The organism is Demequina silvatica (assembly GCF_000971215.1).
Taxonomy (GTDB): Bacteria; Actinomycetota; Actinomycetes; order Actinomycetales; family Demequinaceae; genus Demequina; species Demequina silvatica.
In genome coordinates this window covers 244,462-264,629 of sequence record NZ_BBMA01000004.1, presented here as the reverse complement: position 1 = coordinate 264,629, position 20,168 = coordinate 244,462, and the positions used below count along the sequence as shown (strand labels likewise).

The following is a 20,168-nucleotide window of genomic DNA, read 5'->3' as shown; positions in this document are numbered from 1 at the left end:
GGACCCATGACAGTGATCACCGGACCCGGCGAGCTCGCCTCCCTCCTGCCCACCCTGCTCGGATTCCAGCCGCGGGAGAGCGTGGTGACGGTGCTGCTGCGAGAACGCGGGGAGCTGGGCGCTATCCTCCGGCTCGACGTGTGGGACCTCATCAACGACGAGGCCTCCCTCGCGGCGCACGACCTGGGATGGGCCGCCATGCGTGAGGGCGCGCGTCGGGCCGTGGTGCTCGCGTACACGGATCGGGAGGACGAGGGCTGCCTCGCGCTCGCGACCGCCGTGAACGCGCTCGAGGACACCGTCGCGACGGTCGAGCCGTGGATGGTGACGGACGGCCGCTACTACAACCCGGGATGCGAGGACCCGCGCTGCTGCCCGCCGGGCGGACGGGCGGTGCCCGCCGCCACGGCGCGCTCGGCGCGCTCCCGCGGCCCGTCCGTCGATCCGGGCGCCACGCGGGCGCCCGCCGCCGAGCGGCGCCTCGTGGCCAGGGCGGCGGCGCGCTGGGAGAGGCGACGTGCGCGCGGCGAGGAGGAGTGGCGGGGCGAGAGCGCCGAGCTGTGGCGCCGCGCGCTGAACGAGGGCGTGGAGGGACCGGCGCCGCTCGGCAGGCTCGCCGCCTCGCTCGGCGACGTCCGGGTGCGCGACGCGCTGCTGCTCATGCTGATCCCGCGCTCCGGTCGCGCGGTCCGCGACGCGCTCGCCGGGCGAGACTCCACCGCGGTCGCCGCGGCGCTCGGATCCGGGTTGCGCCCCTCGCGGCCCCCGGTCGCCGCGCGCTTCGCGGCCGCGCGGACGCTCCTCGAGGAGGTGCTCGAGCACGCGCCCCGGCGCCTGTGCGCGTCCGCGGCGTCGACCCTCGCGGTGATGGCATGGTGGGAGGAGTCGCCCGGGGTCGCGCGGGCGTGGTGCGCGGTCGCGCTCGACCACGATCCCGGGTATCGTCTCGCGCTGCTCGTGCTCGCCCTCATCGATTCCGCGGGTCCAGGCCCCGAGGACGGGGCCGGGTGAGTGTCGCGGAACGAATCGCTTGCGGTGGGCGTTACAATCTAATGGATTTGCGCGAGGCGATCAGCGGGGCCTCACCATCCACTCCGTGACAGGTCGAGAGGGTAGCCGTGTCGCCGAAGCAGCCGGGTCGCGCCGACGGTCAGTCCGTCGGTGCAGCGACGGGTGGTGCCCGTCGTCCGGCTCTCGCAACCCCCGCATCGTCCGACGCTTCGCTGCCGCCTGCCGGCAGCTCAACCGAGAAGGAGAAGGCCACGACTACCGCAGCCGCTTCCAAGTCCACCGGAGCCTCCACGAAGGCCGCCCCCAAGCGCGCCGCCAAGGCCGCCGACGAGGCGATCGAGGAGACCACGGCGGCGACCGCCGCCCCCGCGCGCAAGGCCGCTCCCCGGCGCACCACCAAGGCCGCCGCGAAGGCGGCCCCCGCGAAGGGGAAGGCCTCCGAGGACGAGGCGACGGAGGAGGTCGAGCTCGAGGACGCCGACCTCGAGGCCGACGCCTCCGAGGAGGACGGCGCCAAGCCCGCCGAGAAGGAGGAGGAGTCCGACAGCCGCGGATTCGTCCTCGGCACCGGCGACGACGACGCCCCTGTCCAGCAGGTGATGACCGCCGGCGCCACCGCCGACCCGGTCAAGGACTACCTCAAGCAGATCGGCAAGGTCGCGCTCCTCAACGCGGAGCAGGAGGTCGACCTCGCCAAGCGCATCGAGGCGGGCCTGTTCGCGGAGGAGAAGCTTGGCTCCGGCGAGAAGCTCGCCCCGAAGCTGCGTCGTGAGCTCGAGTGGATCGCGAACGACGGCCGCCACGCCAAGAACCACCTGCTCGAGGCCAACCTTCGCCTCGTCGTCTCGCTCGCCAAGCGCTACACCGGCCGCGGCATGCTCTTCCTGGACCTCATCCAGGAGGGCAACCTCGGTCTCATCCGTGCGGTCGAGAAGTTCGACTACACCAAGGGCTACAAGTTCTCGACCTACGCGACGTGGTGGATCCGTCAGGCCATCACCCGGGCGATGGCGGACCAGGCGCGTACCATCCGCATCCCCGTCCACATGGTCGAGGTCATCAACAAGCTCGCGCGCGTCCAGCGCCAGATGCTTCAGGACCTGGGTCGCGAGCCCACGCCCGAGGAGCTGGCCAAGGAGCTCGACATGACCCCCGAGAAGGTGGTCGAGGTCCAGAAGTACGGCCGCGAGCCCATCTCGCTCCACACCCCGCTGGGTGAGGACGGCGACTCCGAGTTCGGCGACCTGATCGAGGACTCCGAGGCCGTGGTCCCCGCCGACGCGGTGGGCTTCACCCTGCTCCAGGAGGAGCTGAGCAAGGTCATGGACACGCTCAGCGAGCGCGAGGCCGGCGTGGTCGGCATGCGCTTCGGCCTCACGGACGGCCAGCCCAAGACGCTCGACGAGATCGGCCGCGTGTTCGGGGTCACCCGCGAGCGCATCCGTCAGATCGAGTCGAAGACCATGTCGAAGCTGCGCCACCCGTCGCGCTCGCAGGTCCTCCGCGACTACCTCGACTGAACCGCGGCCCGGTCCGCGCGCGAGAGGCGCCCTTCCCCGTGCCGGGGGAGGGCGCCTCTCGGCGTTCAGGCGGGCGCCCTATCCTTCGCCGGGCAGGCCTGTCACGGACCGCTCGTCCTCCCACGCCTCGATCCGCGCGACGCCGGGCAGCGCATCCCGGGTGAACACCGGGTCGCGCCCCGCACGCACCTGATCGGAGTAGTGGCGCAGCAGGCGGAACACGTGGCGCGAGAGCGGGGCGATCGCGAGCAGGTTGAGCAGCGCGAGCAGCCCGAGCAGCAGGTCCGCGAGCGACCACACGAGCGTCGCGGACACCAGCCCGCCCACGAGCACCACCGCGACCACCACGCTGCGGTACGCGAGCAGCACGGAACGCCGCTCGGTGATGTACTCGATGTTCGACTCGCCGTAGAAGTTCAGGCCCAGGATGGTGCTGAACGCGAGCAGGAACACGATCACCGACAGGAGCACGCCTGCCCACGTGCCGAGCGACCCGACCACCGCATCGTGCGTCATCGCCACGCCCGGCTCCGCGGTCTCGAGGTCGGGACGTGTCACCAGGATGATGAACGCCGTGATGGAGCAGACGAACAGGGTGTCGAAGTAGACCCCGAGAGACTGGACCAGGCCCTGCTTCACGGGATGGGTGGTGGCGGCGCTCGCGGCCGCGTTCGGGGCGGTGCCGAAGCCGGCCTCGTTCGAGAACATGCCCCGCTGGACACCCGTGAGGATGACCGTGCCGAGGGCGCCGCCCGCCACCGCCTCGCCCGACACCGCGTCCTCGAGGATCGCCTGCAGGACGGGGCCGATCGCCTCGGCGTGGAGGACCACGATGATGATCCCCAGCCCGAGGTACAGCAGCGCCATCGCGGGCACCACCGCCTCAGTCACCCGGGCGATGCGGTGCGCGCCGCCGAAGGTCACCGCCGCGGTCAGCAGCGCGACGATGGTCGCGACCGCCGGCGCCACCCAGCCGGGGGCGCCGCCGTCGAACGACCCGGTCACCGTCTCCGCGATGGTGAACGACTGCAGCATGGTCACCGCGAACGGCGCCGCGAGGATGAGCACCACGGCCAGCACCACTCCGAGCCAGCGTGAGCCGAGCCCGCGCTGCACGTAGTACGCCGGCCCGCCGCGGAACCCCTCCGCGTCGCGGTGCTTGTACAGCTGCGCGAGCGTCGATTCGACGAAGCTGGTCGCGGCTCCGAAGATCGCCATCAGCCACATCCAGGCCACCGCGCCGGGCCCGCCGACCGCGATGGCCGTGCCCACGCCCGCGATGTTGCCGATGCCCACGCGGGACGCCGCCGACACCGTGAACGCCTGGAACGCGGACAGCGACTGCGGGCGGCCCTCGGCATCCGTGGGTGTGCGGTCGGTGAGGCCCTTGACCATGCGGGGCAGCAACCGGATCTGCACCGCCCCGGAGCGGATGGTGAAGTACACCGCGAGCACCACGACGAGCGGCAGCAGCAGCCAGGTCCACAGGGTGTCGGTGGTGGACACCACCCACTCTTCGAGCGCGTTCATAGGACTCTCACGGTAGGCGCTGCGGACCCGGCATGCGCGCGCTGCGTCCTCGCAGGCAGGTGCCGGGGGAGGCAGTAGCATCGTGCCGTCCGTCCCGAACCCCTGGAGCCTCCCCATGAGCGTCCTGCGCACCGTCCTGCTGGTCCTTCACCTCGTCGGCGTCGCGGCGCTGCTGGGACCCGCGCTCGAGCAGCTCACGGCCAAGGCCAAGCGCATCACCATGCTGATGGTGTGGGGAGCGCGCGCGCAGATCGTGACGGGGCTCGCGCTCACGGGCGTCGCCTACGCGAGCGACCACGAGCCCGACCACGTGAAGATCGCCGTCAAGCTGCTGATCGCGCTCGCGATCGCGGGCGTGGCGGAGGCGACCCGCAAGCGGGAGAACCCCGTGGTGCCGTTCTGGATCGTGACCGGCCTGACGCTCGTGAACGTCGTCGTGGCCGTCGCATGGCGCTGACGTGACCGAGGTCCGCCCGGCCGTCACGGCGGACGCCGCCGAGATCGTCCACCTGGGCGCGCTCATGTACAAGGCGGTGGGTGCCAGACCCACGCCCACGTGGGCGGTCGAGTCGACGCGCATGGTGCGCGACCGCCTGGGGCAGGACCTGTTCGGCATGGTCATCGACGCGCCCGAGGGCGGCCTCGCGGCCTGCGGCCTGGTCAACGTCGCGCCTCGCCTCGCCCGTCCGGGTGCGGACGCGCATCAGATGGGCTACATCCAGTGGGTGTCGACCGCGCCGCAGCACCAGCGCAAGGGCTACGCCCGGGCCATCATGGAGGCGCTGCTCGAGGAGACGGACCGGCGGGGCATCGAGGTGGTCGAGCTGCACGCCAGCCCGGCCGGCCTGCACCTGTACCAGGATCTCGGCTTCTTCATCAAGCACGACAACGTCGCGATGAGCTCCGTGCGGCGCCGGCCCCGCCGCTAGCTAGGGCTGGCGGCGGCGCGCCCAGCGCAGCGCCCGGACCTGCGTCGCCACGGTGGTGACGGCCGTCGTCAGGACCACCGAGGCCGCCGCGCCGATTGCGGCCCACGCGACCGTCGCATCGTCCGGCAGCGCGAACAGCCGCGCCTCGCCCACCCAGGCCAGCCCCCACGCGAGCGTCGCCGTCGTGGTCCACGCGAGCACCGGCGACGTGGACAGGTCGCGCGCCATCGCGATCCCCACGAAGGCGGTGGCGACCAGGACGCCGACCGCGGCCCACGTCCCGTCCTCCGGGTCGCTGCCGACCCACCACGCGCCCACGGCAGTGACGTTGGCGACCGTCGCGACCGTCGCCCACCCGAGATAGAGGCCAACCGCGGCGTCGGCGGCGACCGCCTCGACCACGGTCTCCGGCCGCGAGCGCGCGAGTCGCGCGGCAGCGACGCCGAGGCACACCAGGATCGCCGCGAGGACGGCCATCGACGCCGCGATCCACTCGCGCTGGACCACCCAGATCCACGCGGCGTTGAGGACCATGGCCGCCAGCAGCGGCCACGCGACCGCGCGGATCCTCGGGCTCGCGCCCGGGCCCGGCAGCGCCTGCGCCACGGCGAAGACGGCGAGCGCGGCGTAGATGACGCTCCACACGCCGAAGGCGGGGGAGCCGGGCGCGAGCAGCGTCGCGTCGGCGGCGAAGATGCCGCCGGCCGCGTCCTCGATCGGGGTCCCGCCGAACGCTCCGGACCCCCAGGCCGCGCCCGCGATCGCGAGGACCGCCCCCGCCGCCACGAGCGCGCGCTCGAGCACGTCCCTCGTGGAGATGTCCCGTTCCGCCGCCACCGTCATCGTCAGCCTCCCTGCCAGGGACAACGCTCCCACGTCCGGCGATCATCCGCACACCCGCGGTGGGCCTGCGCCGCGATGTCGGAGGGCGCAACTAAGATGTCCGCCGTGGCGAACGACTACTCCGCTAGGCATCTGTCCGTCCTCGAGGGGCTCGAGGCGGTGCGCAAGCGACCCGGCATGTACATCGGCACCACGGACTCCCGGGGCCTCATGCACTGCCTGTGGGAGATCATCGACAACTCGGTCGACGAGGCGCTGGGCGGGTTCGGCGACCGCATCGAGATCGTGCTGCACCCCGACGACTCGGTGGAGGTGCGCGACTCCGGCCGCGGCATCCCCGTCGACATCGAGCCCAAGACCGGGCTCACGGGCGTCGAGGTCGTCATGACCAAGCTCCACGCGGGCGGCAAGTTCGGCGGCGGCTCGTACGCCGCGTCGGGCGGCCTGCACGGCGTGGGCGCCTCCGTGGTGAACGCCCTGTCCGAGCGGCTCGACGTGTGGGTCGACCGCGGCGGCAAGACGCACCACATGGGCTTCCGGCGCGGCGAGCCGGGCTACTTCAAGGACCCCGCCTCCGGCGCGGTGCCCGACGCCGAGTTCATGCCGTTCGTCACCGGCTCCGAGCTCGCGGTCGTCGGCAAGGTCGCGAAGGCACGCACCGGCACCCGGATCCGCTACTGGGCGGACCGCCAGATCTTCAACAAGACCGCGTCCTTCAGCTACGACGACCTGCTGGTGCGCGCGCGCCAGACCGCGTTCCTGGTGCCCGGCCTCACGCTGGTGGTGCGCGACCAGCGCAACCCCGCGGAGCCCCACGAGGAGGAGTTCCGGTACGAGGGCGGCGCCAAGGACTTCGTCGACTTCATCGCCGCGGACGTCGCGGTGACGGACACCTGGGAGCTCTCGGGTCAGGGCACCTACACGGAGACCGTGCCGGTGCTCAAGCCCAACGGGCACCTGGTCTCCGAGGAGGTCGAGCGCGAGTGCACCGTCGATGTGGCGCTGCGTTGGGGCACGGGCTACGAGACCGAGACCCGCTCGTTCGTCAACATCATCTCCACCCCCAAGGGCGGCACCCACCTCGCCGGCTTCGAGGCCGGGCTGGTGAAGGTGCTGCGCGCGCAGATCGCCGCCAACGCGCGCCGCCTCAAGCTCACGGGCAAGGACGGCGCGGAGCGGATCGAGAAGGACGACATCATGGCGGGCCTCACCGCCGTGGTGACCGTGCGCATCCCCGAGCCGCAGTTCGAGGGCCAGACCAAGGAGGTTCTGGGCACGGGCCCCGTGCGCGGCATCGTGGCGAAGGTGGTCGAGCAGCAGCTCGCCGCCATCCTCACCTCGACCAAGCGCGACACCAAGGCCCAGGCGAACACCGTCCTCGAGAAGGTGGTCGCGGAGATGCGCGCGCGCGTCGCCGCCCGCAAGCAGAAGGAGATCTCGCGCCGCAAGAACGCGCTCGAGACCTCCTCGCTGCCGGCGAAGCTCGCGGACTGCCGCTCGAACGACGTGGAGCAGTCGGAGCTGTTCATCGTCGAGGGCGACTCGGCGCTCGGCACCGCGAAGCTCGCGCGCCGCTCCGACTTCCAGGCGCTGCTGCCCATCCGCGGCAAGATCCTCAACGTCCAGAAGGCGTCCGTCACCGACATGCTCCACAACGCCGAGTGCGCGTCGATCATCCAGGTGGTGGGCGCGGGCTCGGGACGCACGTTCGACCTCGACGCGGCCCGTTACGGCAAGATCATCCTGATGACGGACGCGGACGTCGACGGCGCGCACATCCGCACGCTGCTGCTCACGCTGTTCTTCCGCTACATGCGGCCGCTCGTCGACGCCGGACGCGTGTTCGCGGCAGTGCCGCCGCTGCACCGCATCGAGGTGTCCGGCTCCGCGCGCCGCGAGAAGGAGTACATCTACACGTACTCCGAGAAGGAGCTGCAGGAGACCCTGCGCGACCTCAAGCGTGCCGGCCGCAAGTTCAAGGACGACATCCAGCGCTACAAGGGCCTGGGCGAGATGGACGCCGACCAGCTCGCCGAGACCACGATGGACCCGGGCAAGCGCACCCTGCGCCGCGTCACCAGCGCGGACGCCGCCGCGGCCGAGCGCGTGTTCGAGCTGCTCATGGGCAACGACGTGGCACCCCGCCGCGACTTCATCATCGCCGGCGCCGCGTCGCTCGACCGCTCGAGGATCGACGCATGAGCGGCCTGCCCGCGCGCGCGACGGAGGTTCGCGAGGGCGCCCCGCCGTGCCCCGTGCACCCCTACGGCTTCCACCAGCGCCCGCAGGTGCGGGAACTGGGCGCCCGCACGGTGTTCCGCACGGCTCCCGTCCACGGGCTGCCGGCGCGCTGCGCGCTGCTGGAGGAGGAGCTCATGGAGTCCGAGCGCGAGCTCGACCTCCTCGACGAGCTGTGGCGCCGCGAGCACGCCGCCCCGGGTCACGGTCTCGCCATCCTGGGCACCGCGATCGCGGCGGCCGTCGTGATCGCGCTGGTGCTCACCGGCGTCGCGACCGCCGGAGCGGTGGCCGCGACCGTCGTCGGCGGGCTCGCCGTGGTGGGCCTCGACCGCGGCGACCGTGCGCTGCACGACTCGCGGCTGGCGCGGGTACGCGACTGGCACCGCCGCGTCGGCACCCCGCGCTGATCCGCGCGGCGCCGTCCGCGCCGCACCACGCTTTGCCACAATGAAGTCCCCGGAGCACCCAGCGGCGCAGCCGCGCCACCGACACGAGGGATGAGATGGCCGACGAACGCGCGACACCCCGGGACCCCGAGCACTCGTTGGAGCCCGTGGGGCTGATCCAGCAGTCCGGGGCGATCCTCCGCGTCGGCCGCATGATGCTCGCCGCCGGCACCGCGAGCTACCGGGTGAAGGAGGCGATGGACGCCGTCGCGCGCGCGCTCGGGATCGACCGGCACACCGCCGCCGTGACGTTCACGGAGATCACCGCCACCACGCATCGCGGCGCGATCTTCCGCACCGAGGTGACGGAGGTGCGCAAGTTCGGCGTCAACGCGGAGCGCATCCAGCTGCTCGACGACTTCCGCACCACCATCCCCGACCGCACCACCGTCGAGGACGTCAACGCCGCCCTCGACCGGATCGAGGCCAAGCCCGCGCTGTACCACCCGGCGGTCAACGCCCTCTCCGCCGGCGCCGCCTGCGCGGCGTTCGCGGTGCTCAACAACGCGCGCCCGCTCGAGGTGCTCGCGGTCCTCATCGCCGCCACGCTCGGCCAGTTCATGCGCCGCGCCCTCGCGCACCGGGGCTTCAACCCCTTCGGCACCACCATGGCCGCCGCGGCGCTCGCCTGCGGGATCTACCTCGCGTCCGTCGCCGTGTTCGCGCTGTTCGGCACCACCGTGGACGTGCATGCGTCCGGCTACATCGCGTGCACGCTGTTCCTGCTGCCGGGCTTCCCGCTCATCACCGCGGCGTTGGACATGGCCAAGCTCGACTTCTCGGCGGGCATCTCGCGCCTGGTCTTCGCGACCATGATGATCGTGGGCGCCGCGCTGTCGGTGTGGGCGATGACCCTGGTGGGCGCCCTCGACTCGAGCGCGCGCGAGCCCATCGCGCTCGACCCGGTCCCGCACTTCGCCCTCATGGCCGTCGCGAGCCTGGTGGGTGTCCTCGGCTTCGCGCTCATGTTCAACTCACCGTGGCGCATGGCGATCGCGGCGGCGCTCATCGGCATGGTGTCGAACACGTTCCGCCTCGTCCTCATCGACCAGGGCGTCATGATCCAGATGGCGACCGTGGTGGCGTGCGTGCTCGTCGGGGTGCTGGTGGCCGTCGCGGCACCGCGCACCCCGTCCCCGATCATCACGCTCCAGGTGCCCGCGGTGCTGGTGATGATCCCCGGCGTGCTCGCGTTCCAGTCGGTGGTGAGCCTCAACGAGGGCAGCTACACCGACACCATCGGTGCGATCCTGCAGGTGGTGCTGGTGGTGCTGTCGATCATGGTCGGCCTGGTGATCGCGAAGCTCATCACCGACCGCGACTGGGCGTTCGACCGGGGCTGACCGGCGACGCGAAGGGAGGGGCGCATGGGGCCGTCGAGGTATCGCGATCTGGAGCCCGCGCTGCCGTGGATGGGCGCGGGGATGCTCCCTCGCCGGGTGAGGGTGGACGATGCGCGGGCCGTGTCGGGCGCGCAGGATCCGGTCGCGCTCGGGCTGATGCTGGCGTACGCGCGGTCCTACGCGGGCGCGCTCGGGGGCGTGGTGATGGGGCTCGGTGCCGCCGGAGGCCTCGCGCTGGCCGGTCGACGGCGGGCCGCGACGTGGGCGCTGGGCTCCGCCGCGTTCGCGGCGCTGGGCGTGGTGGAGGCGCGCCGGCGCGCGCGGCGGTGGGAGGCGCTGGTCGAGGCGCGGCTCACGACCCTCGCGGGGGAGGTCCGATGACGCCCGTGATCGAGCCGACGCGCCGCATCGCGGTGCTCGACGGCCACCGCTTCAGCGAGCGCGGGCTCGCGCGCATCGCGGACGCGGCCGCCTCGGTGGTGATGCTGAGCTCCGACGCGCTGTTCGACGACGCGGAGAGGCTGCGCGAGCGCGCGCCGGACCTCGACATCGCCGACGGCGGGCTGGTCCGCGGCGACGTGCGCGAGGCGATCGTGCGCGCCGCGGACCTGGGATGCCGCCTGCTGGTGGTCCCCGAGCCGCTGCGCCGCCGCCGCTTCCTCCACCTCGCCGTCAACGGCGCGATCGACGCGGCGGAGCGCGGTCATCCCACGGTCGCGGTGCTCGTCCTGCGCGAGCGGGAGGTGCCCGGCGACGTGGCGGTGTTCTCGAACACGGGGGAGGCCTCGGGCTACGGGCTCGCGTTCGCGCTCGAGATCGCGATGCGCCGCGGTGTCGCGGTCGCCCGGGTGCTCCCGAAGAAGGGCCTGTATGTGCGCCGCACCGCGGAGGTGGGGCATCGAGCGGACGTCGAGGCGGGGGAGCACGGCGTCAAGGTGCGCTACCGCAAGGTCGCCCGCCCGCTCGAGACCGTGCTGCGCGGCCAGTACACCCTCGCGGTCCACTCGGTGCTCGACGTGATCGGGAAGCGCTCGGCGCGCGCCGGCGCGGGCGCTCCCGCCCGCATCCAGCACGACCCGAACGTCGACGCGGTGCTGTGGCTGCTGCGGTTCTTCCGCGGCGACGTGCTCCTGGTCGCGGACGGCGTCCGCCTGCGCGAGGGACGCGCGAGCGCGGGGCCCTCGCTGCTGGACGACCAGGGCGAGCCGGGGCTCTGACCCGGCCCCCGCATCGTCCCTCCGGTACCCGGGCTCAGCCCAGCCCGGCCACCGGGGTGGGCAGGCTCGCGCCCGAGCCGTCGCGCCTGCCCGGCTCGGCCGGCAGCTCGACCGGCTGACCCGCGGACGTCGCGGCGCGCGGGGGAGTGGGGCCCGCCCAGGCGAGGAGCAGCACGTCCTCGCCCTTGAGGAAGCGGTGCGCGCGCACGCCTCCGGTCGCGCGGCCCTTGGCCGGGAACTCGGACATGGGGGTCCACTTCGCGGTGCCCGCAGCCACGCCCGGGAGGCCGTCGGACGGTCCCGCGATGGTCGCGACGGCGCCCTCGGTGCCCGCCCGCAGCACGCCGAAGAAGATCACCTTCGCGCCCGCGGCGAGCTTGATGCCCGCCATGCCGCCGCCCGCGCGGCCCTGCGGGCGCACGTTCCCGGCGTCGAAGTGCAGCATGCTCGCGTCGTCGGCGAGGAACACCAGGTCGTCGCCGTCGGCGGCCGCGCCTGCGCCCACCACCACGTCGCCGTCGGCGAGCGCGATGGCCTCCCACACGTCCTTGTTCGGGATGTCGTCCGCCTTCACGCGCTTGACCACGCCCTGGCGGGTGCCCATCGCGACCGGGGTGGTGCCGTCGAGCGGCACGAGGCCCACGGCCTCCTCACCGCGCTCGAGCACCACGAGCTCCGCGACCGGCGTGCCGCCGCCGAGCGACGGCGGTTCCTGGCTGGGCGGCAGCGCCGGTACGTCGAGCAGCGACAGGCGGACGATGCGCCCGGCGCTGGTCACCACGCCCACGTCCGCGCGGGCGGACGAGTGGACCACGCTGCGCAGGGCGTCGTGGGCGGAGCGGCGGCCCTCGCGGGCCGGGGCCTCGTCCTCCGCGGTGCGCGCCACCAGCCCGGTGGTCGAGAGCATCGCGTAGCAGGGCGAGTCCTCGATCTCGAGGGACATGGCCGGGGCCTTGGCGCCGGCTCGTGCCGGAGCGCCCGCGACGGAGGCGGCCGAGGAGACCGCGCCGCCGTCGGCGAGCAGGATGGTGCGGCGCGGCGTGCCGTACTGGCCCGCGGCGGCGTCCATCTCGCGGCCCACGACGTCGCGCAGGACGGCGTCCGAGCCGAGGATCTCCTGGAGCTCCGCGATCTCGGCGAGCAGCTGCGCCTTCTCGTTCTCCAGCTCGAGGCGGGAGAACTTGGTGAGGCGGCGCAGGCGCAGCTCGAGGATGTACTCGGCCTGGATCTCCGACAGGTCGAACGCGGTGCGCAGGCGCTCCCTGGCGACCGACGCGTCGTCGGCGGCGCGGATGATCTGGATGACCTCGTCGATGTCGAGGATCGCGATGAGCAGGCCGTCCACCAGGTGGAGGCGGTCCTGGCGCGCCTTGAGGCGGAACGCGCTGCGGCGGCGGACCACGTCGAGGCGGTGGTCCACCCACACGCGCAGCAGCTCCTTGAGCCCCAGCGTGCGAGGCTCGCCGCCCACGAGCGCGACGTTGTTGATGGAGAAGGACTCCTCGAGCGGCGTCACCCGGTAGAGCTTCTCGAGCACGGCCTCGGGGTTGAAGCCGTTCTTGATCTCGATGACCAGGCGCAGGCCGTGGTGGCGGTCCGTGAGGTCCGTGACCGCGGAGATGCCGTCGAGCTTCTTGGACGAGACGCCGTCCTTGATCTTCTCGATGACCTTCTCGGGGCCCACCATGTACGGCAGCTCGGTCACCACGATCCCCTGGCGTCGGGCGGTGACCTTCTCGATGCGCGTGGTGGCGCGGGTGATGAACTTGCCGCGGCCGGATTCGTAGGCCTCCTTGACGCCCTCGAGCCCCACGATCTTGCCGCCGGTGGGCAGGTCGGGCCCGGGCACGAACCGCATGAGCTCCTCGAGCGAGGCGCCCGGGTGGTGCAGCAGGTGCTTCGCGGCGGAGACCACCTCGACCAGGTTGTGCGGCGCCATGTTGGTCGCCATGCCCACCGCGATGCCCGCCGCGCCGTTGACCAGCAGGTTGGGGATCGCCGACGGCAGCACGGCGGGCTGCGTCAGCTTGTTGTCGTAGTTGGGGACGAAGTCGACGACGTCCTCGTCGAGGTTCTCCGTCATCACCATCGACGCGGGCGCGAGGCGGCACTCGGTGTAGCGCGACGCGGCCGGGCCGTCGTCGAGCGAGCCGAAGTTGCCGTGGCCGTCGACCAGGGGCAGGCGCAGCGAGAAGGACTGCGCCATGCGCACCAGCGCGTCGTAGATCGCGGAGTCGCCGTGGGGGTGGAGCTTTCCCATCACCTCGCCGACCACGCGCGCGGACTTCACGTAGGCGCGCTCGGGACGCAGGCCCATGTCCTGCATCATGTAGACGATGCGCCGCTGGACGGGCTTGAGGCCGTCGCGGGCGTCGGGGAGGGCGCGGGAGTAGATCACCGAGTACGCGTACTCGAGGAACGACGCCTCCATCTCGGCGCTGACGTCGATATCGACGATCTGCGCGTCGGGTGCGTCGGCCATCTGCCACCTCGTCTCTTCGGGGTCCGGATCCAGCCCGTATTGTCTCGCGTCCGTCCGACACGTGCGCACAGGCTCGCGGGCCGCCCGCCTGGCCCGCGCATCGTCCCTGGGGGATGCGCGGTGGGGGAGCCCACGAAGGTGAGAGAATATCGGCCATGGCTCAGACCCTCGACCAGGCGGTGCGGATCGCGGGGTACTACCCGGCGCTCGCCACCTCCGTCCTCCGTTCCGCGATCGGCGCCGAGACCGTGCGCGCGCACTTCGTCCACGCGGAGACCACGTTCGACGACCGCGAGGTCCGCCGGCACATGACCGTGCTGGTCATCACCGACACGCGCCTGCTGCGCGTCCACATGGACGACGGCGCGGGCCACACCGTCGAGGGGCGCCACGAGGCCTCCGCGACCGTCGAGACCACGGCGCTGTCCGCGATCCGCAACACCGCGATGACGCACGTGGTGCACGAGCCGGAGCGGTTCAAGGAGGGCGACCTGCCCAGCGAGCTGGTGCTCGCGGTCGGCGGCTCCGTGCACTCGCGCGTGGATCTCGAGCCCGCCTCGTGCGGCGACGAGAGCTGCGAGGCGGACCACGGCTACACGGGCAACCTCACCTCGGACGACATCCTGGTGCGCGTCAGCATGATCGCCGACGGCGAGGACTCGATCCGGGCGCTTCAGGACTTCGCGGGCGTGCTGCAGGGAGCGATCGGGGCGCGGGGGTGAATCCCGCCGGGCGGCTGACCGCCGCCGGGCTGTCCCTTCCCGACTACGGCGGGCTCGAGCTGGGAGCGGTGCTGCCCGGCGCGCTCGCCGCGGTGGGCGCGGGCGACGCGGTCACCGGGCGCGACGCCGAGGCGGACCGGATCCGCCTGGGCATCCCCACCGCGGACCACATCGTGGTGGTGCTGCTCGACGGGCTCGGCCACCACCAGCTCGACGCGCGCCGCGGGCACGCGCCGTTCCTGCGCTCCACGGAGTCAGGCGTCATCACCGCCGGCTTCCCGACCACCACCGCGACCTCGCTCGCGCTGTTCGGCACGGGCCGCGCGTCCGGCGCGACCGGCATGACCGGGTACACGGCGCACAACCCGGCGACGGGCGCCGCCGCGAACCTCGTGTCGTGGGAGGGCGCCGACGACCCGGACACGTGGCAGCGCGAGCCCTCGCTCATGCGCGTCGCGCACGAGGGCGGCCTCCCCGTCGCCTCGCTCGGCAAGCGCCGCTTCGCCGGCTCCGGCCTCACGCGCGCGGCGCTGTCGGGCGGCGAGTTCGTGGGCGCGGAGCGGCTGTCCGACCGCGTCGACGAGGCGATCCAGCGCGCCCGCAGGCCGGGCCTCACGTACTGCTACTGGGGCGACATCGACGCCGCCGGCCACAAGCACGGCTGGCAGTCGGACGAGTGGGTGGCCGCGCTCGAGGACGCCGACCAGGAGCTGCGCCGCCTGCGCGCCCGCCTGCCCCGCCACGCCGCGATGGTGGTGACCGCGGACCACGGCATGGTCGACGTCACCGGCGCGCCCCGTTGGGACCTGGGCGCGGAGCCCGCGCTGGCGCGCGACGTGCGCCTGGTGGCGGGGGAGCCGCGCGCGCTGCACCTTCACATGGACGATGCGGGGGTCGCCCCCGCGGTCGCGGCCAGGTGGCGCGACGTGCTGGGGGACAACGCGGCGGTGCTGCTGCGCGACGAGGCCGTGAGCCTGGGGCTGTTCGGTCCCGTCTCGGGGCACGTCGAGGAGCGGATCGGCGACGTGGTGGTCGCGATGGCGGGCCGCGCCACCGTGGTGGACTCGCGCACGCAGACCGCGCAGGCGCTCGCGCTCGTGGGTGTCCACGGGTCGCTCACCGAGGAGGAGCTGCAGGTGCCGCTCCTGGTCGCCGGGGAGGCGTAGGGGCGGGTCAGCCCTGGTCGTTCTTCGCGCCGAAGACGATCTCGTCCCAGCTGGGCACCGACGCGCGTCCGCGCTTGCTCGCGCGGCGCTCGACGGGCTCCTCAGCCTTCGCCTGAGGCACCTCGGCGGTCGGAGCCGTCGCTTCCTCGCGGGCACGCCCGGCGGGGTGCGTGAAGCCGGTCTCCGCCTCGCGGGCGCGGACCGCCGGGCCGAATCCCTCGAACTCCTCGTCGTCCTCGTCCTCGTCGACCGTCTCGCGCGTGCCGCGGCGCAGGTCCAGGTCGTCGAGCAGCAGCTCGGTGGGGCTCGGCTCCACGCGCGGAGGCAACGCGATGCGCTCGGCGACCGCCGCATCGTCCTGCCGCACCACGGGCGTCGCCGCGGTCGCGGGGGCGGGCGGCCGGGTGGCCTCGAGCGGGCGCAGCAGGTCGCCCTCGCTCTCGCGCACGGCGCTGAGGTGGCGGCGGGGGATCGGGACGTCGAGCAGCTCGGTCTCGGAGAGCCAGCGGGCCTCCTCGTCCTCGGCGGTGACGGTGCGGGCGGCGTGGTCGAACGTCCACAGGGCGCGCACGCCTCGGCCGGACACGCGGTAGTCGGCGGCGACGCGCCACGGCTCGTCGATCTCGCGCCACGCGTCCCACGCCACGGACTCCGGGTCCACGCCGCGCGCGGCGAGGCGGTCCGTCACGAGCTCGCCCAGCTGGGGGGCGCTCGGGTCGCGGCCGATCCGGGTCTCGCGGGCGAGGTCCGCGATGTACTGCCGCTCGGCGGCCACGGGGCCCTCGTACTTCTCGATCGCGGCGAGCGACATGCCGGTGAGCTCGGCGAGCTCACCGGCGGTCAGCCCGGAACGGATGCGCTGCTGGATCTCGCGCGGCGTCATGGTGGGCGCCTCGGCCTCCTCGACCGTCTCCGCCGCCCGGCGCGCGGGTCTGGTGTAGCGCACCGCGTGGCGCAGCTCGTCGGTCAGGGGGAGCTCGAAGCGGTCACCCGACTCGGCCTCCACGACAAGGTGAAGGCCGTCCTCGGAGGGACCCACGAGGGTGAGGCGAGTCATGGCATCAGGGTGCCACGCGCCGGACGGACCGGACGCACGACACCCCGGGCCGGACGGATTGGCGCGGCGCCTACGATGTGGACCATGACCACGCCGACAGAGCTGCTCGACGTCGCGTCCGCGTTGGCCTCCGAGGCCGGCCGGCTCATCACCGAGGGCAGGCGCGACGCGCGCGTGGCCCTCACCAAGAGCTCGTCCGTCGACATCGTCACGCAGATGGACATCGCCGCCGAGCGCCTCATCCGCGACCGCCTCGCGGAGCTCCGCCCCGAGGACGGCGTGCTGGGCGAGGAGGGCGACCACGTGCCCGGCACGTCGGGCATCACGTGGGTGGTGGACCCGATCGACGGCACCGTGAACTACCTCTACGGGATCCCGCACTACTCGGTGTGCGTCGCCGCGGTGAGCGGGCCGCCCGAGCCCCGCCGCTGGACCATCGAGGCGGGCGCGGTGATGGACGGGGCGGGGGTGCTGTGGACGGCCGCGCGCGGCCAGGGCGCGTGGCGCGACGGCGCGCCCCTGCGCAGGGACGATGCGCCGCCCCTGGACCGTACGCTCGTCGCCACAGGATTCCAGTACGTGGCGGAGAGGCGCGCGCTGCAGGGCCAGGTGGTGGCGCGGCTGCTGCCGCAGGTGCGCGACATCCGCCGCCTGGGCTCCGCCTCCGTCGACCTGGTGCACGTCGCGGCCGGGCTGGTGGACGCGTACTACGAGCAGGGGCTCCAGCCGTGGGACTTCGCCGCGGGCGCGCTCATCGCCGCGGAGGCCGGCGTGCGGGTGGCCGGCACGGACGGCGGCCCGGCGGACTCCGACATGCTCATCGCCGCGATGCCGGAGGCGTGGGACGCGCTCCGGGACGCCCTGGTCGAGGCGGGTGCGCGACCCTTCTGACGGGGCGCCGCGCCGCGCCGGTCGATCACGAGGTGCATTCCTCGGCCGAATGGTGCACAATGCGTCAGCCGCGCGGGAACAAAACGCCCGCGCCAGGCATTGACAAGCCGCAACCATCGAGGAAGGGACGCAAGCCGCATGGCAACGGATTACGACGCGCCACGCAAGACCGACGACGAGATCTCGGCCGACTCGATCGAGGAGCTGAAGGCTCGTCGGGCGGACAAGACCTCCGGCGTGGTCGACGAGGACGAGACCGAGGCTGCCGAGGGCTTCGAGCTCCCGGGCGCGGACCTGTCCGGCGAGGAGCTCTCGGTCCGCGTGCTGCCCGCGCAGCAGGACGAGTTCACCTGCATGTCCTGCTTCCTGGTGCACCACCGCAGCCAGCTCGCCACCTTCAAGAACGACCAGCCGATCTGCTCGGAGTGCGCGGCCTGACGCATGGCCGACCTCGAGATCCTGGTCAGCACGACCGAGCCGGACGTGCCGCTCCCGCGCTACTCCCACCCGGGTGACGCGGGGGCGGACGTCACGACCCGCATCGACGTGACGCTCCAGCCGGGGGAGAGGGCCACCGTGCCCACCGGCCTCAAGATCGCGCTGCCCGACGGGTACGCCGCGTTCGTCCACCCCCGCTCGGGCCTCGCGGCCAAGCACGGGGTCACCATCGTCAACGCGCCCGGCACGGTCGACGCCGGCTACCGCGGCGAGATCGCGGTCACCCTGCTCAACACGGACGCCACGCAGGCCGTCACCCTGGCGAAGGGCGACCGCATCGCGCAGCTGGTGATCCAGCGCATCGAGCGTGCCGCCTTCGTGCCCGTCGAGTCGCTGCCCGGCTCGCACCGCGGCGACGGCGGCTTCGGGTCGACGGGCGTCGCGACGGGCGTCGCGCCGTGACGGAGACCGCCACCACCACGATCGCCGAGGCGCAGCCGCGCGGCATGGTCCGCGTCGAGGGCCGCGTGGTCGCGGTCCAGGTGGAGCCGTCCGACGCTCCTCCCGCGTTCACCGTGCGGCTCGAGGACGGCACGGGCCGCATCGACGCCGTCTTCATGGGCCGCCGCGAGGTGCCGGGCATCGGGCCGGGCACGCGCCTGTGCCTCGAGGGCCGGGTGTGCGAGTCCGACGCGCTGCCGCGCCTGTACAACCCGCGCTACGAGCTGCTCGCGAGCGCATGACCGAGGAGCAGCCCGCCGCGGACAACCGCGCGGCACGCCTGCTCGGCGGCGAGTCCTTCGACCTCCACGAGGCCGTAGGCGGCTGGCGCGGCTTCATCGAGTCGTCGCTGCCCGGCGTGGTGTTCGTCGCCGCGTACCTGCTGTGGGGCGGCTTCCGCGTCCCCGTGATCGCGGCCGGCGCCGTGATGGCGGTGCTCGTCATCGTCCGCCTCATCCAGCGCACACCCGCCGTCCAGGCCGCCTCCGGCGCGGTCGGCGTCGCGATCGGCGCCGTGTGGGCGTGGCGGTCGGGGGACGCGTCCGGGTACTTCGTGCCCGGGCTGTGGCTCAACGCCGCCTACCTGGCCGGCATCCTGCTGTCGATGGCGGTGCGCTGGCCCGTGGTCGGGATCGTCATGGGGCTGCTCCGGGGCGAGGGCACGCAGTGGCGCGCCGACCGCGCGGAGATGCGTCGCTACCAGCTCGCATCCGCGGTGCTCGCGGCGATGTTCGCGCTGCGCCTCGCGGTGCAGGTGCCGCTCTACCTCGCGGGCGAGGTCGCGGTGCTCGGCACGGTCAAGCTCGCGATGGGCCTGCCGCTGTTCGCCCTCACGCTGTGGGGCGTATGGCTGCTGGCCCGCGACGCAGGAGCTGCTCGAGAGACTCAGGATCCGCCTCCGACGACACGATGAACAGCAGCTCGTCGTGAGCCTCGAGGGTGTCGTCCGGCGTGGGCGCGATGGTGCGGTCGCCGCGGATGATGGTCGCGAGGACGATGTCGACGGGCCACTGGATCTCGCGCAGCAGCACCCCGACGACGGGTGACGAGGCAGGCAGCGTCACCTCGACCAGCGCGGCGCCCGACTGGCGGAACGTGAACACGCGCACCAGGTCGCCGATCGCGACGGCCTCCTCGACCATGGCGGTCATGATGCGCGGCGTCGACACGGCGACGTCCACGCCCCACTGCGCGTCGTACATCCACTCGTTGCGCGGGTTGTTCACGCGCGCCACGGTGCGCGGCACCCCGAACTCGGTCTTGGCGAGGAAGGACACCACGAGGTTGGCCTTGTCGTCGCCGGTGGCCGCGACCACCACGTCCATGGTCTCGACCTGCGCGTCGCGCAGCGCGGACATCTCGCACACGTCGGCGAGCATCCACTCGGCCTCGGCGACCTGGGCGACGCGCATGGCCGCGGGGTTGGAGTCGACCAGGAGCACCTCGTGCCCGTGCTCGAGCAGGTCGCGCGCGATCGACCGGCCCACGGAGCCTGCGCCCGCGATCATGACCTTCACTTGGACACCTCCGGGGAGCGGCCCGTCACGCGGGCCGGGTCGGCGCCCGTGCCGGGCACCATGGTGAAGTACGCCTCGTCGCCCTCCTGGACCAGGGTCTCCGGGTCGGGCAGCAGCGGCTCGCCGAACCGCACCAGGTAGGCGACGCGCGCGCGGGCGCGCGTCTCGAGCTCGGAGTAGCGATGGCCCACCCAGCCCGCGTCGAGGGGGAGCCTGCTGAGGCTCACCCCGGCGCTCGGGTCGTGATAGAGCGCGTCGGAGCCGCCGGGCAGGAGCCGCGAGACGATCTGCGCGGCGGTCCACGGCACCGGCGC

Annotated in this window: 21 protein-coding genes; 16 read left to right on the top strand and 5 right to left on the bottom strand. The window is 73.1% G+C overall.

Annotated elements, in window-relative coordinates; genetic code table 11:
- The first annotated feature begins 6 nt into the window (after nucleotides 1-6).
- Both AOM05_RS07110 and AOM05_RS07105 read left to right on the top strand, forming a co-directional pair.
- Nucleotides 7-1,011, top strand: coding sequence for a DUF4192 family protein (locus tag AOM05_RS07110; RefSeq protein WP_062520698.1), 1,005 nt, complete (start codon nucleotides 7-9; stop codon nucleotides 1,009-1,011).
- A 107-nt stretch (nucleotides 1,012-1,118) separates the two neighbouring features.
- Nucleotides 1,119-2,531: an RNA polymerase sigma factor gene (locus tag AOM05_RS07105; RefSeq protein ID WP_082097344.1), complete on the top strand. Its 1,413-nt coding sequence runs from the start codon at nucleotides 1,119-1,121 to the stop codon at nucleotides 2,529-2,531.
- Between the two features lie 78 nt (nucleotides 2,532-2,609).
- On the opposite strand, the gene AOM05_RS07100 is transcribed toward AOM05_RS07105, so the two are convergent.
- Entirely contained in the window at nucleotides 2,610-4,061 is a 1,452-nt protein-coding gene (locus AOM05_RS07100; RefSeq protein WP_062520696.1) for an alanine/glycine:cation symporter family protein, read from the bottom strand.
- Nucleotides 4,062-4,176: 115 nt separating this feature from the next.
- Between AOM05_RS07100 and AOM05_RS07095 the strand changes: the two genes are divergently transcribed.
- The gene (locus AOM05_RS07095) at nucleotides 4,177-4,518 is read left to right on the top strand and encodes a hypothetical protein (protein ID WP_062520693.1); all 342 of its coding nucleotides are present in this window, start codon (nucleotides 4,177-4,179) and stop codon (nucleotides 4,516-4,518) included.
- A 1-nt stretch (nucleotide 4,519) separates the two neighbouring features.
- Nucleotides 4,520-4,990, top strand: coding sequence for a GNAT family N-acetyltransferase (locus AOM05_RS07090; protein ID WP_062520691.1), 471 nt, complete (start codon nucleotides 4,520-4,522; stop codon nucleotides 4,988-4,990).
- Here AOM05_RS07090 and AOM05_RS07085 read toward each other — a convergent pair whose 3' ends face one another.
- The gene (locus AOM05_RS07085) at nucleotides 4,991-5,833 is read right to left on the bottom strand and encodes a TspO-related membrane protein (RefSeq protein ID WP_062520689.1); all 843 of its coding nucleotides are present in this window, start codon (nucleotides 5,831-5,833) and stop codon (nucleotides 4,991-4,993) included. It lies immediately after the preceding gene.
- Nucleotides 5,834-5,929: 96 nt separating this feature from the next.
- Between AOM05_RS07085 and AOM05_RS07080 the strand changes: the two genes are divergently transcribed.
- From AOM05_RS07080 to AOM05_RS07060, 5 genes are all read left to right on the top strand, one after another.
- Entirely contained in the window at nucleotides 5,930-8,035 is a 2,106-nt protein-coding gene (locus AOM05_RS07080; protein WP_062520687.1) for a DNA gyrase/topoisomerase IV subunit B, read from the top strand.
- Entirely contained in the window at nucleotides 8,032-8,481 is a 450-nt protein-coding gene (locus AOM05_RS07075) for a hypothetical protein (RefSeq protein WP_062520685.1), read from the top strand. Before AOM05_RS07080 ends, AOM05_RS07075 begins: the two co-directional genes overlap by 4 nt.
- Nucleotides 8,482-8,576: 95 nt before the next feature.
- Nucleotides 8,577-9,863: a threonine/serine exporter family protein gene (locus tag AOM05_RS07070; RefSeq protein WP_062520683.1), complete on the top strand. Its 1,287-nt coding sequence runs from the start codon at nucleotides 8,577-8,579 to the stop codon at nucleotides 9,861-9,863.
- 24 nt (nucleotides 9,864-9,887) lie between these two features.
- Nucleotides 9,888-10,244, top strand: coding sequence for a hypothetical protein (locus AOM05_RS07065; protein ID WP_062520681.1), 357 nt, complete (start codon nucleotides 9,888-9,890; stop codon nucleotides 10,242-10,244).
- On the top strand, nucleotides 10,241-11,080 hold the full coding sequence (locus AOM05_RS07060) for a hypothetical protein (RefSeq protein WP_062520678.1): 840 nt from the start codon (nucleotides 10,241-10,243) through the stop codon (nucleotides 11,078-11,080). Before AOM05_RS07065 ends, AOM05_RS07060 begins: the two co-directional genes overlap by 4 nt.
- A 34-nt stretch (nucleotides 11,081-11,114) precedes the next feature.
- On the opposite strand, the gene AOM05_RS07055 is transcribed toward AOM05_RS07060, so the two are convergent.
- On the bottom strand, nucleotides 11,115-13,562 hold the full coding sequence (locus AOM05_RS07055; RefSeq protein ID WP_062520676.1) for a DNA gyrase/topoisomerase IV subunit A: 2,448 nt from the start codon (nucleotides 13,560-13,562) through the stop codon (nucleotides 11,115-11,117).
- A 155-nt stretch (nucleotides 13,563-13,717) separates the two neighbouring features.
- Between AOM05_RS07055 and AOM05_RS07050 the strand changes: the two genes are divergently transcribed.
- Entirely contained in the window at nucleotides 13,718-14,284 is a 567-nt protein-coding gene (locus AOM05_RS07050; protein WP_156165086.1) for a DUF5998 family protein, read from the top strand.
- On the top strand, nucleotides 14,281-15,450 hold the full coding sequence (locus tag AOM05_RS07045; protein WP_062520674.1) for an alkaline phosphatase family protein: 1,170 nt from the start codon (nucleotides 14,281-14,283) through the stop codon (nucleotides 15,448-15,450). The genes AOM05_RS07050 and AOM05_RS07045 overlap by 4 nt, the downstream gene beginning before the upstream one ends.
- A gap of 7 nt (nucleotides 15,451-15,457) precedes the next feature.
- Here the strand turns inward: AOM05_RS07045 and sepH are convergent, their stop codons facing one another.
- On the bottom strand, nucleotides 15,458-16,507 hold the full coding sequence (sepH, locus tag AOM05_RS07040; protein ID WP_062520672.1) for a septation protein SepH: 1,050 nt from the start codon (nucleotides 16,505-16,507) through the stop codon (nucleotides 15,458-15,460).
- Between the two features lie 84 nt (nucleotides 16,508-16,591).
- On the opposite strand from sepH, the gene AOM05_RS07035 reads away from it, so the two are divergent.
- The 5 genes from AOM05_RS07035 (at nucleotide 16,592) to AOM05_RS07015 (ending at nucleotide 19,250) form a co-directional block, all read left to right on the top strand.
- Nucleotides 16,592-17,398 carry an inositol monophosphatase family protein gene (locus AOM05_RS07035; RefSeq protein ID WP_062520670.1) on the top strand — a complete coding sequence of 269 codons (807 nt, stop codon included), beginning with the start codon at nucleotides 16,592-16,594 and terminating at the stop codon, nucleotides 17,396-17,398.
- 138 nt (nucleotides 17,399-17,536) lie between these two features.
- The gene (locus tag AOM05_RS07030) at nucleotides 17,537-17,836 is read left to right on the top strand and encodes a DUF4193 domain-containing protein (protein WP_062293544.1); all 300 of its coding nucleotides are present in this window, start codon (nucleotides 17,537-17,539) and stop codon (nucleotides 17,834-17,836) included.
- Nucleotides 17,837-17,839: 3 nt separating this feature from the next.
- Entirely contained in the window at nucleotides 17,840-18,298 is a 459-nt protein-coding gene (gene dut / locus AOM05_RS07025) for a dUTP diphosphatase (RefSeq protein ID WP_062520668.1), read from the top strand.
- Nucleotides 18,295-18,579 carry an OB-fold nucleic acid binding domain-containing protein gene (locus AOM05_RS07020; RefSeq protein ID WP_062520666.1) on the top strand — a complete coding sequence of 95 codons (285 nt, stop codon included), beginning with the start codon at nucleotides 18,295-18,297 and terminating at the stop codon, nucleotides 18,577-18,579. The genes dut and AOM05_RS07020 overlap by 4 nt, the downstream gene beginning before the upstream one ends.
- A complete protein-coding gene (locus AOM05_RS07015; protein WP_062520664.1) occupies nucleotides 18,576-19,250 on the top strand; it encodes a DUF3159 domain-containing protein in 675 nt (224 codons plus the stop codon). The genes AOM05_RS07020 and AOM05_RS07015 overlap by 4 nt, the downstream gene beginning before the upstream one ends.
- On the opposite strand, the gene AOM05_RS07010 is transcribed toward AOM05_RS07015, so the two are convergent.
- On the bottom strand, nucleotides 19,168-20,157 hold the full coding sequence (locus tag AOM05_RS07010) for a potassium channel family protein (RefSeq protein WP_439644559.1): 990 nt from the start codon (nucleotides 20,155-20,157) through the stop codon (nucleotides 19,168-19,170). The genes AOM05_RS07015 and AOM05_RS07010 overlap by 83 nt on opposite strands.
- Nucleotides 20,158-20,168: the final 11 nt, after the last annotated feature.

Coding starts and splice junctions, on each gene's coding strand:
- AOM05_RS07110 (WP_062520698.1), top strand. CDS start 7: ATGACAGTGATCACCGGACCCGGCGAGCTCGCCTCCCTCCTGCCCACC.
- AOM05_RS07100 (WP_062520696.1), bottom strand. CDS start 4,061: ATGAACGCGCTCGAAGAGTGGGTGGTGTCCACCACCGACACCCTGTGG.
- AOM05_RS07095 (WP_062520693.1), top strand. CDS start 4,177: ATGAGCGTCCTGCGCACCGTCCTGCTGGTCCTTCACCTCGTCGGCGTC.
- AOM05_RS07085 (WP_062520689.1), bottom strand. CDS start 5,833: ATGACGGTGGCGGCGGAACGGGACATCTCCACGAGGGACGTGCTCGAG.
- AOM05_RS07080 (WP_062520687.1), top strand. CDS start 5,930: ATGTCCGCCGTGGCGAACGACTACTCCGCTAGGCATCTGTCCGTCCTC.
- AOM05_RS07075 (WP_062520685.1), top strand. CDS start 8,032: ATGAGCGGCCTGCCCGCGCGCGCGACGGAGGTTCGCGAGGGCGCCCCG.
- AOM05_RS07070 (WP_062520683.1), top strand. CDS start 8,577: ATGGCCGACGAACGCGCGACACCCCGGGACCCCGAGCACTCGTTGGAG.
- AOM05_RS07065 (WP_062520681.1), top strand. CDS start 9,888: ATGGGGCCGTCGAGGTATCGCGATCTGGAGCCCGCGCTGCCGTGGATG.
- AOM05_RS07060 (WP_062520678.1), top strand. CDS start 10,241: ATGACGCCCGTGATCGAGCCGACGCGCCGCATCGCGGTGCTCGACGGC.
- AOM05_RS07055 (WP_062520676.1), bottom strand. CDS start 13,562: ATGGCCGACGCACCCGACGCGCAGATCGTCGATATCGACGTCAGCGCC.
- AOM05_RS07050 (WP_156165086.1), top strand. CDS start 13,718: ATGGCTCAGACCCTCGACCAGGCGGTGCGGATCGCGGGGTACTACCCG.
- sepH (WP_062520672.1), bottom strand. CDS start 16,507: ATGACTCGCCTCACCCTCGTGGGTCCCTCCGAGGACGGCCTTCACCTT.
- AOM05_RS07035 (WP_062520670.1), top strand. CDS start 16,592: ATGACCACGCCGACAGAGCTGCTCGACGTCGCGTCCGCGTTGGCCTCC.
- AOM05_RS07030 (WP_062293544.1), top strand. CDS start 17,537: ATGGCAACGGATTACGACGCGCCACGCAAGACCGACGACGAGATCTCG.
- dut (WP_062520668.1), top strand. CDS start 17,840: ATGGCCGACCTCGAGATCCTGGTCAGCACGACCGAGCCGGACGTGCCG.
- AOM05_RS07015 (WP_062520664.1), top strand. CDS start 18,576: ATGACCGAGGAGCAGCCCGCCGCGGACAACCGCGCGGCACGCCTGCTC.